Below are 16355 nucleotides of genomic sequence, written 5' to 3' on the forward strand. Positions count from 1 at the left end.
ATCCGAACGGCGTCCGAGCTGGAGCAACTGATGAACGAGAACGTCGACATCCGCGTGCCGGTCCTCATCGTGGGCGGCTCCCTGGTGGGCCTGTCCGCCTCACTCTTCCTCGGCCGGCTCGGGATCGAGCACCTGCTGGTCGAGAAGCACCGGTCCACCTCGACGCATCCTCGCGGACGCGGCAACAACGTGCGCACGATGGAGTTGTTCCGTACGGCGGGCGCCGAGCCCGGCATCCGGGAGGCCGCCTCGGTCCTTGCCGACAACCACGGCATTCTGCAAGCCGGCTCGCTCACCGGGGACGATCAGGAGTGGCTGTTCAAGGAGATCGACCCGGGGGGCGGGCTGGCCCGTTTCAGCCCGGCCGGATGGTGCCTGTGCAGCCAGAACGACCTGGAACCCGTGCTGGTGAGGCTTGCCCGCGAACAGGGCGGTGACCTGCGTTTCTCCACCGAGATGCAGAGTTTCGACCAGGACGGTACGGGGGTGGACGCGGCGCTGAAGAACCGGGAGACCGGAGAGCACATCAGTGTGCGTGCGGATTACCTCATCGCGGCCGACGGGCCGCGCAGCCCCATTCGTGAGCAGCTGCACATCGACCGTACGGGGCCCGGCGATCTGTTCCACAACGTGAGCATCACCTTCCGCTCCCGGCAGCTCGCCGATGTGCTGGGTGACCGGCGCTTCATCGTCTGCTATCTGACCAACCCCGCTGCGGACGGTGCCCTGTTGCCGGTGGACAACAAGAAGGAGTGGGTGTTCCACGCGCCGTGGCAGCCCCAACTGGGCGAGACGCTGGAGGACTTCACCGACGAACGATGCGCCGAGCACATCCGTAAGGCGGTCGGCGCATCCGACATCGACGTCGAGATCACCGGCAAGGCCCCGTGGCACGCCGCGGAGCGTGTCGCAAAACGGTACGCGTCCGGCAGGGTCTTCCTCGCCGGGGACTCGGCCCATGAGATGTCCCCGACCGGGGCGTTCGGCTCCAACACCGGCATCCAGGACGCCCACAACCTGGCCTGGAAGCTCGCCGCCGTCCTGAAGGGCGAGGCGGGCCCGGGTCTGCTGGACACCTATGAGGCGGAGCGGCTGCCGGTGGCGCGGGCGACGAGTTCACGGGCCTCGGCGCGCTCCAGCGAGCACAGCCACCCGGGATACGCCGCGGCGCCGGGTGTGGGCGGTGGAAGGCAGGGCGGCATGCTCACCGTGGCCCTGGGCTACCGCTATGTGCGCGGCGCCGTGATCGGAGCCGACCCGGAACAGCCGGTGGTGCCGCGAGGAATGCAGCTGAACGGCGAACCCGGCAGCCGGGCACCGCACCTGTGGGTCCGTCAGGAAGGTGTGCGCAAGTCCACTCTCGATCTGTACGAACAGACACTCGTGCTGCTCACCGACGGCGCGGACGTGGTGTGGCGACAGGCGGCGGCCCGGGTCGCCGACCGGCTGTCGGTGCGGCTCCGGACGTACGGCATCGGCTCGGGCGCCGATCTGGAGCCGGAGAACGGGGCCGACTGGGCGGAGCTCCACGGAACGACGTCCGAAGGCGCCGTCCTGGTGCGTCCCGACGGCTTCGTGGCCTGGCGCTCGACGGGTGCGGTGACCGATGCCGAGGCCACGCTCCAGGAGGTCCTGGCCGCGCTGCTGCACCGCCCCTGACCACTGCGGCGGACGACCGCGAAGCGCCCGGGACCGACCGGGCACGCCTGATTCCCTGCGGGATCCGATCGGCCGGACGGTGCGGGCGAAGCGTCCGGCGCCGACGACGACGCACGAACGGTGTATCCGCCCGGCCGTGCGAGCCGACCGGTCCCGGGCCTTCCGACGGGCAAACCCGTCGACGCGGGGTGGCTCCCCGTCGTCCCACCCCGCGAGAACGAGGGCGCGGTCGTGTTCGGCGCGGCCGATCGGCACCGCCGGACGCCGCTTGATCGAATGGAGTGGGTCCTCCCTCTTGCCATCGGGCGGGACATCCTGAATTACTGCTTCCGAACGATCGACCGAATGATCGGTCGCCTGCTCGGAAGAGGGAGATCCGGATGACGGCTCTGCTGGACGAGGCGGAACGAATGGGCCGGGACGAGCTGGAGGCACTCCAGCTGGAGCGGTTGCGGGCGACCCTGCGCCATGCGTACGAGAACGTCGGCCACTACCGGGCCGCGTTCGACCGGGCCGGGGTGGGTCCGGACGACTGCCGTACCCTCGCCGACCTGGCCCGTTTCCCCTTCACGACCAAGGCGGATCTGCGGGACAACTACCCCTTCGGCATGTTCGCCGTCCCCGAGGAACGCGTCCGGCGGATCCACGCCTCCAGTGGGACGACGGGCCGTCCCACCGTCGTCGGGTACACCCAGCGTGATCTCGACACCTGGGCGGACGTGGTCGCCCGCTCGATCCGGGCCGCCGGCGGCCGCCCCGGGCAGAAGGTCCACGTGGCGTACGGGTACGGCCTGTTCACCGGCGGCCTCGGCGCCCACTACGGAGCGGAACGGCTCGGCTGCACGGTCATCCCCGCCTCCGGCGGCATGACGGCCCGCCAGGTCCAGCTGATCCAGGACTTCCGGCCCGAGATCATCATGGTGACGCCGTCCTACATGCTGACGCTCCTCGACGAGTTCCAACGGCAGGGCGTCGATCCTCGGACGACCTCCCTGAAAGTCGGGATCTTCGGTGCCGAGCCGTGGACGGAGGAGATGCGGCGTGAGATCGAGGAGCGGTTCGCGATCGACGCGGTCGACATCTACGGTCTGTCGGAGGTGATGGGGCCCGGGGTGGCCCAGGAGTGCGTGGAGACGAAGGACGGGCTGCACATCTGGGAGGACCACTTCTATCCGGAGGTCGTCGACCCGTTCACCGGCGAGGTGCTGCCCGAGGGTGAGGAGGGCGAGCTGGTCTTCACCTCGCTCACCAAGGAGGCCATGCCGGTGATCCGTTACCGGACGAGGGACCTGACCCGGCTGCTGCCCGGCACGGCACGGGTGTTCCGGCGGATGGAGAAGGTCACCGGACGCAGCGACGACCTGGTGATCCTGCGCGGGGTGAACCTCTTCCCGACCCAGATCGAGGAGATCGTGCTGCGCACACCGGGCGTGGCACCGCACTTCCAGCTGCGGCTGACCCGCGAGGGCCGCCTCGACGCGCTGACGGTACGGGCCGAGGCCCGCGCGGGGGCCACGCCCGAGCAGCGGACGGCCGCCGCGGAGTCGATCACGGCGGCCGTCAAGGACGGGATCGGGGTGTCCGTCGGTGTCGAGATCGTCGATCCCGGGACGCTGGAGAGGTCGGTGGGCAAGTTCAAGCGGATCGTGGACGAGCGCGGCCGGAGTTAGGGTCTTTCGTCCGGGGCCGCTCGCTCCGATCGTGTGCTCGCCGCGCGCCACGGGCTGCGGCCCACCGGTTCCCGTGTGTGCGGGGGTACGGGGGTACGGGGGAATCCTGGGCCCTCCGCACGCCCCGCAGGACGGCCGCCGGGTCTCCTATGCGAAGCGGTCGCGCAGATCCCGCTTGAGGATCTTGCCGCTCGCGTTGCGCGGCAGCTCGTCCACGAAGAGGACCCTTTTCGGGGCCTTGAAATGGGCGAGCCGCTCGCGCGCGTGGCTGATGAGTTCGGCCTCCGTCGCCTCCCCGCGCAGGACGACCACGGCGGTGACGGCCTCGATCCAGCGCTCGTCGGGCAGCCCGACGACGGCGGCCTCGGCGACGGCGGGGTGGGTGTAGAGGGCGTCCTCGACCTGCCGGGAAGCGACCAGGACACCGCCGGAGTTGATGACGTCCTTGACCCGGTCGACCACGGTGAAGAAACCCTCCGTATCGCGCACGGCGAGGTCGCCGGAGTGGAACCAGCCGTCACGGAAGGCTTCCGCGGTCTCCTCGGGCCTGTCCCAGTAGCCGGTGCACAACTGGGGCGAGCGGTAGACCACTTCACCGGCCGTGCCGTCGGGGACCTCCCTGCCGTCCTCGTCGACGACCCTGGCCTCGACAAAAAGGACGGGCCGGCCGCAGGAGTCCATCCGGCCCTCGTGCTCGTCCGGTCCGAGGACGGTGGCGAGCGGGCCGATCTCGCTCTGCCCGAAGCAGTTGTAGAAGCCGAGCGCGGGCAGTCGTTCACGGAGCCGCTCCAGTACGGGCACCGGCATGATCGACGCGCCGTAGTACGCCTTGCGCAGGCCGCCGAGTTCCCGCGTGGTGAAGCCGGGGTGCCGGGAGATGCCGATCCAGACGGTCGGCGGGGCGAAGACACTGTCGGCCCGCCCCGTCTCGACGAGGTCGAAGATCCGGTCCACATCGGGGGTGTCGAGGATGATGTTCGTCGCCCCGACCGCCAGATAGGGCAGCAGGAAGACATGCATCTGCGCGGAGTGGTAGAGCGGCAGTGAGTGCACCGGCCGGTCGGTGGCGCGCAGATCGAGCGCGGTGATGGCGCTGACGTACTCGTGGACGAGTGCCCCGTGGGTCATCATCGCGCCCTTGGGGAGTGCGGTGGTGCCCGAGGTGTAGAGCAGTTGGACGAGGTCGTCCGCGGCCGGTGCGCGTTCAGGGACGAAGGGGCGCGGGACGGCGACGGCATCGAGGAGGGAGTCCGGTGCGTCGCGCAGCGCGCGTACGGAGAACGCGCCGGGAATCCGGCCGGCGAGGTCCGGGTCGGTGAGGACGAGGGCGCTGCCGGACTGTTGGAGGATGTATGTGAGGTCGTCGCCGGTCAGGTTCTGGTTCACCGGCACATGGACCAGTCCCGCACGGGCACAGGCGAGGTAACCGATCAGATACGCGTCGGAGTTGTGCGCGTAGGAGGCGACCCGGTCGCCGGGGCGCAGTCCGTGCTCGCCGGTGAGGACCGCCGCCGCGGTACTGACGGCCGTGTCCAGCTCCGCGTACGTCCAGGACCTCTCCGTGTACCGCAGGGCGGTGCGCCCGGGGGTGCGGCGGGCGCTGCGGGCCACGACGCCGTCGACTGTGCTGCTCCATACACCTGTCATGGCGCGATCCTGTGCGGCCTGAACCCGGCGGTCAAGGGGTCGGATGCCGGCCGGGATGTTGACAGCGGTGCGGGCGTGCTGGCTGAGTGACGCGTGGTGACTCGAACCCTCGGGCAACCTCCTTTCTCATGCGCACAGTTGGGAGGACCGTTGCACCTCGGCCATGTAACTCGTCGAGTGCGGCCACCGCCGCGCGGGACATCATCGAAGATCAAGCCTTCCGTCTACGAGGTCGTCGATCATCTGCTGTTGCCGGGGGGTGAGTTGGCTTCGTGCCCGCTCCTGGTCAGCCGCGTTGTAGTGCCCGATGAGTTTCTGCCAGTTGAGCAAGGGACCGCTCGAAGCGCACCCGCCACACAGCGAGGCCCATGTGCGGGCGCAGCGCGGCTAGCCGGTCGTGGAGGGCGACCTGAACAGGCAGCTGGAGTGGAAGAGCCCGAGCGTTCTCGCAGTCCAGGCAAGCCAAAAACGAGGCCGTACAGGGTTGTCCGGGCTCCGTTTCCGGACCTGCGAGGTGATCCGAACACGCGGTCGCCGCGGTGTCGAGTTCGCCGTTGACCATCTGCTGAAGGACGTCCGCAGGAAGACCGGCCTCTTCGGCGGCTGCGTCCAGGTCCCTACGGGCCTTGTCGACGTGGGAAGCGGTGATCACTGGAATCTGCCGCCGCGCGCGGGCCTTGGCCACCTCCGCACGCAACGCGTCTCCCCCACGACAGTACGGCTCTCCCGCTGCACTGCGGGGCTGCGTTTGAGGTAGTAGTCGTTCATCGAGCGCCGGGTCTGTGCGACGGGCCGGCGACTGTGCTCGATGCCGGTCTGTCGGATCCGCCGAGCTTCCACCGGCGGCGGCCCGCCATCGACTGTCTCCCCAGTGGGAAAGCCGTGCTTCACCGCCCACTTGCCGATATAGGACGCACGGACACCCTGTGGCCACCGGTCCTTGGGGCGGGTGCGCCTCGGATTGAACCCGCTCAATGCCAGTACGTGATCACCGTGGCGCCGTGAGAGCGCGGTCAGATCCAGCAGCAACTGGTAGACCCCCACCGGTGAGCGGAACAGGGGCAGGTCGCCGTCCGGTGACTTCAGCAAGTCCCCCAGACCGGAGGGCAGGTCCTCCAGCGGCGTGACCATGTGCTCGCGGTCCGGCCCACGCCGCGGCTTGACCGCTTCGACGAGCGCGACGCCCCTCCGACTTCTTCGGCAGCCCGTTCGGCGCCAGCCACAACGCCAGCGGCTCCAGGCCGTGCGACGTACGGCGGAACAGCAGCCGTCGCTCATCAGGGGCGATCGCATCCGGTGACAGCTGGCTCTCGGGAGCACCCTCGATGCGCAGCGTCCGGGAACGGGCGTTGTAGCCCGTGACCACCCGCACGTACGACAGCCGCTCGTACCGACCTGTGCGCTGGGCCCTACGGATCGCCTCCGTGCGCGAACCCTCCAGCGGGTCGCAGTAGCCCACGATGTCCCGCAGCACCCGGCGCGGGCTCCGGTACGTTCGCCCCTCCTTCTTCGTCCCCTTGACGCACGCCGCGGCCAGCCACGCCTTCGGGAGACGCCCCTCCGCCTGCATGGGAATCTCCACGTCCAGGACGCTCGCCCACTCCTGCAGCCTGAGCCCCGTGCCGTACAGCCCGTCGACGAACACGGCGTCGCGGCGGCAGCAGCCGAGCTGATGGCCGACCACTCCTGGGACGACCCCCACCCCATGGCCCCGACAGCCCTCTTGCACGGTTGGTCGCCCGCAGCGGCCGGGGCCTTCTGCTCGGGGCTCCCCTGGATACCATGGCTCTGCTGCACCACGCCGAGGCGCTCGCCAAGGCCCCCGGCAAGCGGTTCGTGGACTACGAACAGCCCATCCTTGTGCAAGGTCAGCGGGTCTGGCGCCGCTTCCACGACATCGACTCGGAGGACGGGGCCTTCGACTACTCGGCAGTGGTGTCCGAGGGGCAAGAGCCGTTCGAAGCGATCGCCCGGGCGCACCGGGACCGGTTCCCGGCAGGTCTCCCGGATCCGGCCGGGCCGGCTCCTCGTCCCGTTCCTTCTGGGTACCCAGCGCTCTGGCCTCGCGCCGGAGTGGGCGAGGCCAGAACCCGGAGGGTTTTCAGTGATCTTCTAGGCGGTGCGGGAGCGGGTGGTGTGGACGTGGTGGCTGTGAGGCAGAAGGTGTCGGGGCGCCAGAGGATGCCGGTGGGGGCGTCGGCGTCCAGGAGGGTGTCCAGGGCCGCGCGGTCCTGGTCCAGGTGCTCGCCGAACTGGTCGCGCTGCCGGGCGAGACGGGTGTGAAGGTGCTCGCGGGCCGGGAGTCCGAGTGTCGGTGAGGAAGGTGCGCGCGCCGCTGGGGACGAGTCCGACCCGGGCCAGCATGGCGGGCCAGTCCTCGACCTCGTCCACGGAGCCCGGGAGTTCGGGCGCATGATGGTGAAGCCGTCCTCGTTGCCGGCGTCCAGGCGGGCCTGGAGTCCGGGGCGGCCCAGGCCGATGTCGTGGACGAGCAGTGCCCCGTCGCCGCCAGGCTCGCCCGGACCGGCACATGGCTCCGCCGTGTGTGAACCCTGTCTGCGTTCGCCGGGGCGAAATGGAGGAGGGGTTCGTGGCCGGTGGATCGTAGAGTCTCGGGCATGCACGTAGAACGTTCTCCCGAACCCCGCGCCCTCCTGGTCAACGGCACTGTCGGCGTCGGCAAGACATCGGTGGCCGAAAGCGTGGGCGACCTACTCACCCATGCGGGCATACCCAACGCCGTCATCGACCTGGACTGGTTGAGGCAGTCCTGGCCGACGCCGCCGGAAGACCGCTTCAACTCCGGCATGATGCTGCGAAACCTGCGCGGCGTCGCGGGCAACTACCTCGCGGCGGGAGCAGTCCGGCTGGTCCTCGCCGGTGTGATCGAGAATCAGGAGGACCGGAAGCTGTGCGGCGATGCGATCGGTATCGAGCTCTCAGTGTGCCGGCTCCAGACCGATCTGCCGGTCATCCACCAGCGACTCATGCGGCGCCACGAGGACGAGCCCGAGGCGTTGCGATGGCACTTGGCCAGGGCCGGCGAGCTGGCCAGGATCCTCGAACGGGCAGCGGTCGACGACTTCACCGTCGACGCCACCACGCGCCCGGTCGGCGAGGTCGCCGCCGAGGTGACCGGGAAGGCGGGCTGGCTGTGACGCGGCTTTCACGCCTGCGTCGGATCAACGGCGAAGCACTCGGGGCGGGCGGCCCGGACGTGGGGGGCCGCATGCGGCTGTTCAACGCAGCCGGGCACGTATTCCACTCGTCGCCGGCTCCAACGCCCGTCCGGACGGCACCGCGCTGACACCGTTCCACCGCTCACCCCGGCCGGCTACCGGACCGGGTAAAGGAAAAGCCCACCACCACTATGTACAAGGAACCCGCCATGCCCGAATCAGACCGCAACCCCGCCTGCGGCCGCATCGGCGTAATGCTCCCCCGCGACCTGCCCGTCCAGGACATACTGCCGTTCGCCCGGCGAGCGGAAGACCTGGGATTCGACCAGATATGGGTGGTCGAAGACCTCGGCTGGCGCGGCGGACTCGCGCAAGCCGGCCCCGTCCTCGCCAGCACCACCCGCATCGCCGTCGGCATCGGCATCATGCCCGCCGGCGCCCGCAACGTGTGCTTCGCCGCGATGGAACTGGCCACCCTCGCCCAGCTCTACCCCGGCCGGCTGATCGCCGGCATCGGACACGGCATGCCTGACTGGATGCGCCAGGCCGGAGCCCGGCCAGCCAGCCCCCTGACCCTGATCAGGGAATACACGACTGCGCTGCGCCTGCTCATACGCGGCGAGCCCGGCCCTGCCGACGGCCGCTACGTGCGCTGCGAGGGAGTCGTCCTCACCGAGACCCCCGACATCGTCCCCCCGGTCATCCTGGGCGTACGCGGTCCCAAGTCGCAGGCAGCCGCAGGCGAGGTGGCCGACGGACTCCTCCTTGCCGAGCCCGCGGCCCCCGCATACATCGCCTGCTCGCTGCAGCACATGAACGTCACCCCTCACACGAGCGGCCCCGAAGTCGTCACCTACGACGCCGCCGCCGTCGACGACGACGAGGACACCGCTCTCGCCCGCGTCCGCAACGGCCTGACCGCCATCGGCGAGCCGGCCTGGGCCGCGCACATCGACCCCCTGCCCTTCGCCGCACAGCTGCGTGAACACCGCGCCGCCTGCACCGACGCCCGGCAATTCGCACAGACCATGCCCGCCGACTGGGTCCGCCGGCTGAGCATCGCCGGCACCCCCGCCCAGGCACGCGAAGCGATCAAGGCCCGCCACGCGGCTGGCGCGACCAGCGTCGTCCTCACCCCCACCGGCCCCACCCCCCTCGCATCCCTCGACTCGCTCGCCCGCGTCCTGGCCCCCCGCCCCCGAACCTAGAACGCCACGATCTCGGAGAACCTCCTACCCACCGCCGGCCGGAACGCGCTGTTCGGCCTCTTCGGAGCCATCGCCCTCCGCCGGGGACAGCGGTCACGCGTTCACGAGAAGTACGTGAAGTGCCCGTCGAAGGGCTTCCTCCGGATCGCGCGAGGCATCGCGTCTCAGTTCTTCGTACACCGGCGCCACGCTCTCGTCGCCCGGAGTTCGGGGTTCCAGCTGAGCGGCCCGGTAGGTCATGGCGCTTCCTATGACGAGGTTGCTCGCCGAGTACGCGACCCACAGTGGCGCGGCTGCACCTGACCTGCCGAGCCGCTCGGAGAGTCCTTCCGAGAACGCGAGGTAGGCCGGTCCTCGTGGTGGACGCATGGCGATGACCTGGACAGCCCATGGGTGCTCGAGAAGATGGCGGTACAGCGACAGCAGGACCTCCGACGCCTCCTCTTCGCGGAGAGCGCGCTGAACCGCGCCGTCATGTCCCAGGGCATGGTCGAGCGCGAGATCGAGCGCGTCCGAGATGCCGTTGATGCGCGAGTAGAGGCTTGCGGGTGCCGCCTCCAGCGCGTTCGCCAACGCGCGAAGCGAAAGGCCCTCGATCCCCGACGCGTCCAGGATGCGTACTGCTGCGCGCGCGATGGCCTCGGGATCCAGAGCCCGGACGCGCCGCACAGGCTTGACGTGCTCCCAGTAACTCATACCCCTCCTTAAGCGAATGCTGTTAGTTTAAGGGCATGATTGACGCAACCCTGCTCCCCGTCAGTGACAGCCTTCGAACGCTCCGGCCCCTGTCCTCCCGCGACGCCGAACGGTACGCCGGCGGAACCCGGGATCCACTCGTGCAGAAGTACGGGCACCTGCCTGAACCGGAGTACACGCCCGAGACCGTAGCCCGCCTCGCTGACGACGTCGTTCCTCAAGGCCTCCAGGCCGGAGACCTCGCGGTGCTCCGTAGAAGGCACGTGTGACCGCCGCGACGGCTTCGTCGCGGCCCGCCAGTGCCCACAACTCGGCGTAGACCCGGACGAGTCGCGGATCATCGTGCTCGGCCAGGAGCTGACGGACCAGCCCCTCCGTGTCCGGCGGAGTGTGCGCGGCCGCGTCGACGAACAACGGGGCCAGCCTGTCGAGGGAACGGTCCAGAGTGCGGCGCAGGAGGGCGGCGATCAGCTCCGTGCGGGAGGGGAAGCAGTACTGCACGTGCCCCAGGCGCGTCTGTGCCGTGGCCGCCACGGCCCGCATGGTCAGCTCGCCGTATCCGGACTAGTCTCTACAGTCAGCGCATGGCCACCGAGGACGAGCACCCACGTCACCCCGACATCGCCGCGATGCTCACCGACCAGACGAGCGCGTGCAAGGCAGCACGCGCCGCCATCGCGGCTGGCGGCGAGGTACAGGTCTCGGACAGGGAAGCGCCTCACTGGATGGTCCACGGTATCGCCGCAACGAGGCTGAGACGGTCGTTGAAGCGCGGTCTGCCGAAGACCCTCGGCCTCGACGAGACCGTTGAAATCCTCGCGCGGCACCGCGGCAAGCAACTACGTACCGGGACCATCCTCGCAGCGGACCGGCTCTGGTTCTTCAATCTGTACTTCGACGCCACTGGGACCGAGCTCTTGGCGTGCAGCGGTGTCAAACGCTCTCCGATGCCCAGTACGAAGAACTCGTTCGAGCCCTGAGGTGGTCCGCATCACCGACCCACTGCCCGACCCAGCCGCTACCACCCGCGGAATCTCAGCTTCGAGCAGCAGTCATGGAGGCAGGCGATGCCGATCTCAACTGCAGCCGGGTTTTACGGGACAAGCCTTTGCTCTAGCGTTAGGGAGATGAGTACTGCTCAAGAATCTGGGCCTGGTACGGTAACGCGGTCTTGGGCTCGCATCGATGTGTGGTTGGCTGCGCATGCGCCGGAGAGCGTATCTAGCTTGAAAGGCCCGGCTGACCCCGCCGGGATCGCTGAAGCAGAGTGGGCAATGACCTTGCAACTCCCGGCTGACTTGGTCGAGTCGTTGCGGTGTCACAACGGTGCGACTGAAGACGCTCTTGCCCGGGGAGCCAGCGTCTTACCTGGTGCGGATCTGCTGTCGGCATCCGAGATCGCTCGGACTCGGCGAATGGTCATGGAGAACGCCAAACTCTTCGACGCGTTTGAACAGAACGAGGGCGAGGACGAGCCCTATTGGCACTCGTTGTGGATCCCTTGGGCGAATCGGGAGCATCCACACCAGGTGGTCGATATGCGTCCTGGGCCCCAGCAGGGACGACTCGGCAGCGCCTGGGGCCGACCCGGCAACTTCAGCCCAGGTGGGGACGGTTGCTGGTCGAGCTTGGCGGCCTACTTGGAAGCTGTTGCCGACGCGCTGTATAGCGGCGGCGATGTCGGCGGGTGGCGTGCTCATCTCGAGGCAGACAAAGATGAGCTGGCGTGGGAACTCGAATTGGATTCAGAGCCACTTGCCGAGGTCGGCCTCGGCCCTGGAGCCGACAACCTCGACCACCTTGACCATTTGGACTCCTTCCGTCAGCTACGACCGGCACCTATCGGGCTTCCCTGATCACGTGCAGTTCGAGGAGCCCCGCGCCTAAGGGCTGTCCCGCAAAGATCTTGGTTCCGAGTGCGGAGCAGCCTGAAGAGCTGGCGAGGTGCTCAGCTGGTGGTTCGTGAGGTGTCCAGGGACCGGGCGAAGTCGGCGAGCGCTTGGAAGTCGTGCTCCCGTAGGCCGAACCGCGGGTTGACGTGGTGCAGGAGCCCTGGCCCTTGGTGGTGGGCGGTCACGTAGGTCTGATCCAGCTCGCTCTGTTCGTCGTCCACCCAGGCGAAGGGACGGCCGCCTGCATAGTCCACCAGCGGCCCGGTCTTCCAGTGGACGCCATCAGGGCGTTCTCGGAGTAGGACGTCGCCGAAGTTGACGAAGGGAAGTTCTGGAAGGCCCAGGACCGGTGCGATCCACCGGTTGGCGTCGTCCATCCATGTGGTCGCCCAGCACAGCTCGAAGCCGAGCTGGAGCAGGATTCGTCCGTGCTCTGGGTTGAGCCAGGCCCGCAGGGGTCGTCGGGACGAGAGGCCTCTGTCGTCCCGATCGGCGTCGTTTCGGGGGACTCTGAGTGTGGTGTAGCCGTCGGGTCGCTTCTCCGGCTTGGCCGCGTAAGGGTTGAGCGGCCCGTCCACGTCAAGGAACAGCAGTGGTCGGTTCACGGTTTCCCCCGGTCTTGCGCACTGTGGACTGCCCGATCAGCGTAACTGTGGGATTGCCTCGGGACTGGGCCAGCCTGAGTGATGATCATGATGTGACGAGTGTGATCACGGCATCGGAGCCGTCCTGGATAACCCCGTTCGCGGGGCTGAGCCCGCGCTGCTTCGGTAAACTGCTGACCACGCTGCGGCGCGATGGAGCAGATGTGGTCCACCGAGGCTGGCGGCTGGCCGTGGAGCCTGCCGCTCGAGGACCGGGTGTTGCTGGTCACGGCCTACTGGCGCACCAATCTGACGTTGCGGCAGCTCGCTCCGCTGTTCGGCGTCTCGAAGTCGACGGCCGGCCGATCAACCACCTCGGGCCCCTGCTCGCGCTCCAGCCCCGCAAGCGGTTCGCCAAGGACACCGTACTCATCGTGGACGGCACCCTGGTCCCCACCCGGGACCACACCGTCGCCGAGCGGTCGAAGAACTACCGGTACTCCACCAATCACCAGGTCGTCATCGACGCCGACACCCGCCTGGTCGTCGTGGTCGGTCGGCCCCTCGCCGGGAACCGCAACGACTGCAAGGCATGGGAGGAATCCGGCACCAAAGCCGCCGTCGGCAAGACCCTCACGATCGCCGACGGCGGCTACCCGGGCACCGGACTCGTCATCCCGCACCGCCGCAAGCGCGGCCAGACCGAGCTCCCGGCCTGGAAGGAGGAACACAACAAGTCCCACAAACAGGTCCGAGCCCGCGTCGAGCACGTCTTCGCCCGCATGAAGACGTGGAAGATCCTCCGCGACTGCCGTCTCAAAGGCGACGGTGTCCACCACGCCATGCTCGGCATCGCCCGGATGCACAACCTCACCCTCGCCGGATAGGCAAGCGGGCCGCAAGGCGGCCACCGTGCCCGAGGCGGCGTCAAGGTCTTTGCGGGACAGCCCTTAGCCAGAAAACAGCAGCGGCTTGGTCACCTTCATGACAGCAGCAGAACCACGACAGAACCCCAAACCACCAGCAACTCCTCACCTCGAAACTGCTGACGCCCATCCACTGCCGCCACACCCCACACCCACACAATCTGACCTTGCCCGAACTTTGCGGGGCCGGGCTCGTCGGCGATGGCCCGGACGGTCCAAGAAACGGGGGTAGTTGGTGGGATGGGGTCGGATAGTGTGGCGGTCATGTCTGACGATCTGCGAAGTGGCGACCTGGACTGTGAGGCTGCGGTGGCGGGTGTGCGGTTGGCCGACCCGGGGTGGCTGGTGAACGCCGATCCGGGGCAGGTCCTAGCAGCGCTGGGCGGTGCGACGGGTCGGGAGGAGATGCTGGCGTCCGCGGTATACGAGGCGTCCGCGCATCTGCACCGCGACACTGGTGCGGGGGTGCGGCGGCAGTTGCTGGCGTTGGACGCGGCACGCTACGGGGATCGGGGGCTGTCCACGAGCCTTGCTGCAGTCGATGTGGAGGGGGAGCCTGGCGCCGCATGGAGTGTGGAGTGGGCCACCGGTTCGCAGGTCGAGCCCCGGTTGCGCAACGTCCTCACCGGCCACAACGAGTTGATAGAGGCGGTGGCGACCGGGGTGGTGGAGGGCCGTCCGATCACGGTCACCGGCGGCGAGGACGGCACGGTGCGGGTGTGGGATCTGACGACCTGTAAGCAAGTCGGTGAGTCCCTGACCGGCCACACCGGCAGCGTGAAGGCGGTGGCGACGGCGGTGGTGGAGGGCCGTCCGGTCGCCGTCACCGGCGGCGATGATGCCACGGTGCGGGTATGGGACCTGACGACCTGTAAGCAAGTCTGTGAGCCTCTCACCGGTCACACCGACCCCGTGTTGGCGGTGGCGACGGCGGTGGTGGAGGGCCGTCCGGTTGCCATCACCGGCGGCTGGGACGGGATGGTGCGGGTGTGGGACCTGACGACCGGCCAGTCCGCCGGCGATTTCCCGGCCGACGACGGCGTGTTTGCGGTGGCGACGGCGGTGGTGGAGGGCCGTCCGGTCGCCGTCACCGGCGGCGACGATGTGTTGGTGCGGGTGTGGGACCTTGCCACCCGTGAGCAGGTTGGTGAGCCTCTGACCGGCCACAATCACCAGGTTGGATGGGTAGTGCCCACGGTGATTGAGGGGCGCCCTCATGTCGTGACCGGCAGTATGGACGGTACAGCGCGGGTGTGGGACTTGATCACCCGCGAGCAGGTCGGCGAGGCGCTGAGAGACGAGTCCGACCACATGGTCGCTGTGGGGATCGTCTCGGTGGACGGGCGTGCTCTCATTCTCACCGGTGGCGGGGACCCCATGGTGCGGGTGTGGGACCTGGCCAGCCGCCGACAAATCGACAGGCTCGCGACCGAGCATTGCCCCAGGGCGTCTGCGATGGCAACGACGGTGGTTCGCGGCCGGCCCCACGCCATCACCGTCGACCATATGGGGACGGTACGAGTGTGGGATTTGAGCAGCGACCGGCAGCTCGGCGCGCCAGTTGTTGGCCACACCGACAACGTGTACTCGATGGCGACCACAGTCCTGGACGGACGCCCGGCCGTCGTCACCGGCGATGGGGACAAGACCGTGCGGGTCTGGGACGTGGACACCGGCCGACAGGTCGGCGAGCCCCTGACCGGCCACACCGGCCCGGTGTGGGCGGTGGCGACCACCGTGATTGACGGCCGTCCGGTCGCCATCACCAGCAGCGGCAACGCGCGTACGGAAATACGGGTTTGGGACCTGGTCACCGGCCGGGAGGTCGGCGAGCCCATCATCAACCGCACTGATCCGACGCCGGCGGTGCCAAGCTCCGAAGGTTGGCCGTGGCCAGAATTCGACGAGCTCCCCAACTGGATCACAAACATGCGGGCGGTGGCGGCCGTGGAGATCGACGACCGCCCCCATATCGTGACCGGCGGCGATGATGGAACGGTGCGGGTGTGGGACCTGACCACCCGTGAACAGGTCGCCGATGTCTTGACCGGCCACACCGGCCGGGTGCGGTCGGTGGCGACGGCGATGATAGACGGCCGCCCGATCGCCGCTACCGGCAGCGACGATGCCACGGTGCGGGTATGGGACCTGACCGCCGGCCGGCCCATCGGCCAGCCCATGACCGGCCACGCCGGCCGGGTGCGGTCGGTGGCGACGGCGGTGGTGGACGGCCGCCCGATCGCCGTTACCGGCAGCAGCGATGGAACGGTGCGAGTGTGGGACCTGGCTACCCGTGAGCAGATTGGCGAGGTCATGGCCGATCACGCCCACCCGGTGCGGGCGGTGGCGACGGCGGTGGTGGACGGCCGCCCGGTCGCCATCACCGGCAGTGGCACCGCCGGCTTCACAGACTTGGATGCCGACAATTCCGGCATCGATGTCGATAGGGTCGGGGCGGTGCGGCTATGGGACCTGGCCAGCATGCAGCAGATCCGACCCAACGTGGCTATTCCGCTGGGTGCCAGAGTGGTTGACATGACATCGGACGGCCGGCTGGCCGTGGCCTTCGGTCATGAGATCGCAGTGTTGGCTCGGCGTTGAACCGCATCCCATCGAAGTGCAATCACGTGGTGAACCGGGGCGGGGCCTTTTGCCCCCGGATCTTGAACACGTCTATGCGGCTCGGGTCAGGGTAGCTGCTGTTGAGTGGAAGGTGTTTTCGTAAGCGATCGGGGATCGCTGGCCGAGCCGGGAATGCCTGCGTCGGGTGTTGTAGCGGGACAGCCAGCGGAAGGCGTCTGAGCTTGTTCCGCTTTGACGGACACCTTTGGTGTGGTGGTCAGGCTGCCAAGGCGGTCTCGTATTCGGCGGGACTGCGGTAGCCGAGGCTGCTG

Annotated in this window: 11 protein-coding genes and 2 pseudogenes; 9 read left to right on the plus strand and 4 right to left on the minus strand. The window is 68.6% G+C overall.

Features of this window, described 5'->3' with window-relative positions; genetic code table 11:
* Positions 1-30: 30 nt before the first annotated feature.
* A complete protein-coding gene (locus ACIOHC_RS32380; RefSeq protein ID WP_401845089.1) occupies positions 31-1659 on the plus strand; it encodes an FAD-dependent oxidoreductase in 1629 nt (542 codons plus the stop codon).
* A gap of 380 nt (positions 1660-2039) precedes the next feature.
* Entirely contained in the window at positions 2040-3329 is a 1290-nt protein-coding gene (paaK, locus tag ACIOHC_RS32385) for a phenylacetate--CoA ligase PaaK (protein WP_351085874.1), read from the plus strand.
* Between the two features lie 147 nt (positions 3330-3476).
* On the opposite strand, the gene ACIOHC_RS32390 is transcribed toward paaK, so the two are convergent.
* Positions 3477-4976: an acyl-CoA synthetase gene (locus tag ACIOHC_RS32390; RefSeq protein WP_365692627.1), complete on the minus strand. Its 1500-nt coding sequence runs from the start codon at positions 4974-4976 to the stop codon at positions 3477-3479.
* 648 nt (positions 4977-5624) lie between these two features.
* Positions 5625-6107 (minus strand): hypothetical protein, encoded by a 483-nt coding sequence (locus ACIOHC_RS32395; RefSeq protein WP_401845071.1) that lies wholly within the window; start codon positions 6105-6107, stop codon positions 5625-5627.
* A 529-nt stretch (positions 6108-6636) separates the two neighbouring features.
* On the opposite strand from ACIOHC_RS32395, the pseudogene ACIOHC_RS32400 reads away from it, so the two are divergent.
* The 3 genes and pseudogenes from ACIOHC_RS32400 to ACIOHC_RS32410 all read left to right on the plus strand — a co-directional run.
* Positions 6637-6944, plus strand: a pseudogene (locus tag ACIOHC_RS32400) (AAC(3) family N-acetyltransferase); the annotation flags it as partial.
* Between the two features lie 650 nt (positions 6945-7594).
* Entirely contained in the window at positions 7595-8134 is a 540-nt protein-coding gene (locus ACIOHC_RS32405; RefSeq protein WP_351085880.1) for a hypothetical protein, read from the plus strand.
* 230 nt (positions 8135-8364) lie between these two features.
* Positions 8365-9363, plus strand: a complete 999-nt coding sequence (locus ACIOHC_RS32410; protein WP_401845074.1) for an LLM class flavin-dependent oxidoreductase — start codon at positions 8365-8367, stop codon at positions 9361-9363.
* 93 nt (positions 9364-9456) lie between these two features.
* Here ACIOHC_RS32410 and ACIOHC_RS32415 read toward each other — a convergent pair whose 3' ends face one another.
* Positions 9457-10059 (minus strand): hypothetical protein, encoded by a 603-nt coding sequence (locus ACIOHC_RS32415; protein WP_351085883.1) that lies wholly within the window; start codon positions 10057-10059, stop codon positions 9457-9459.
* Positions 10060-10643: 584 nt separating this feature from the next.
* Between ACIOHC_RS32415 and ACIOHC_RS32420 the strand changes: the two genes are divergently transcribed.
* Entirely contained in the window at positions 10644-11039 is a 396-nt protein-coding gene (locus tag ACIOHC_RS32420; protein ID WP_351085887.1) for a hypothetical protein, read from the plus strand.
* Between the two features lie 147 nt (positions 11040-11186).
* Positions 11187-11915: an SMI1/KNR4 family protein gene (locus ACIOHC_RS32425; RefSeq protein WP_401845076.1), complete on the plus strand. Its 729-nt coding sequence runs from the start codon at positions 11187-11189 to the stop codon at positions 11913-11915.
* Positions 11916-12007: 92 nt separating this feature from the next.
* Here the strand turns inward: ACIOHC_RS32425 and ACIOHC_RS32430 are convergent, their stop codons facing one another.
* The gene (locus ACIOHC_RS32430) at positions 12008-12556 is read right to left on the minus strand and encodes a hypothetical protein (protein WP_401845079.1); all 549 of its coding nucleotides are present in this window, start codon (positions 12554-12556) and stop codon (positions 12008-12010) included.
* A 92-nt stretch (positions 12557-12648) separates the two neighbouring features.
* On the opposite strand from ACIOHC_RS32430, the pseudogene ACIOHC_RS32435 reads away from it, so the two are divergent.
* Both ACIOHC_RS32435 and ACIOHC_RS32440 read left to right on the plus strand, forming a co-directional pair.
* A pseudogene (locus tag ACIOHC_RS32435) lies at positions 12649-13422 on the plus strand (transposase).
* Between the two features lie 303 nt (positions 13423-13725).
* Positions 13726-16062: a WD40 repeat domain-containing protein gene (locus ACIOHC_RS32440; protein WP_351085893.1), complete on the plus strand. Its 2337-nt coding sequence runs from the start codon at positions 13726-13728 to the stop codon at positions 16060-16062.
* Positions 16063-16355: the final 293 nt, after the last annotated feature.

This window comes from Streptomyces sp. NPDC088252 (genome assembly GCF_044740965.1).
Classification (GTDB): domain Bacteria; phylum Actinomycetota; class Actinomycetes; order Streptomycetales; family Streptomycetaceae; genus Streptomyces.

What these genes read in the sequence shown, in the direction of transcription:
- ACIOHC_RS32380 (WP_401845089.1), top strand. Translation starts at nt 31, where the DNA reads ATGAACGAGAACGTCGACATCCGCGTGCCGGTCCTCATCGTGGGCGGC.
- paaK (WP_351085874.1), top strand. Translation starts at nt 2,040, where the DNA reads ATGACGGCTCTGCTGGACGAGGCGGAACGAATGGGCCGGGACGAGCTG.
- ACIOHC_RS32390 (WP_365692627.1), bottom strand. Translation starts at nt 4,976, where the DNA reads ATGACAGGTGTATGGAGCAGCACAGTCGACGGCGTCGTGGCCCGCAGC.
- ACIOHC_RS32395 (WP_401845071.1), bottom strand. Translation starts at nt 6,107, where the DNA reads ATGGTCACGCCGCTGGAGGACCTGCCCTCCGGTCTGGGGGACTTGCTG.
- ACIOHC_RS32405 (WP_351085880.1), top strand. Translation starts at nt 7,595, where the DNA reads ATGCACGTAGAACGTTCTCCCGAACCCCGCGCCCTCCTGGTCAACGGC.
- ACIOHC_RS32410 (WP_401845074.1), top strand. Translation starts at nt 8,365, where the DNA reads ATGCCCGAATCAGACCGCAACCCCGCCTGCGGCCGCATCGGCGTAATG.
- ACIOHC_RS32415 (WP_351085883.1), bottom strand. Translation starts at nt 10,059, where the DNA reads ATGAGTTACTGGGAGCACGTCAAGCCTGTGCGGCGCGTCCGGGCTCTG.
- ACIOHC_RS32420 (WP_351085887.1), top strand. Translation starts at nt 10,644, where the DNA reads ATGGCCACCGAGGACGAGCACCCACGTCACCCCGACATCGCCGCGATG.
- ACIOHC_RS32425 (WP_401845076.1), top strand. Translation starts at nt 11,187, where the DNA reads ATGAGTACTGCTCAAGAATCTGGGCCTGGTACGGTAACGCGGTCTTGG.
- ACIOHC_RS32440 (WP_351085893.1), top strand. Translation starts at nt 13,726, where the DNA reads ATGTCTGACGATCTGCGAAGTGGCGACCTGGACTGTGAGGCTGCGGTG.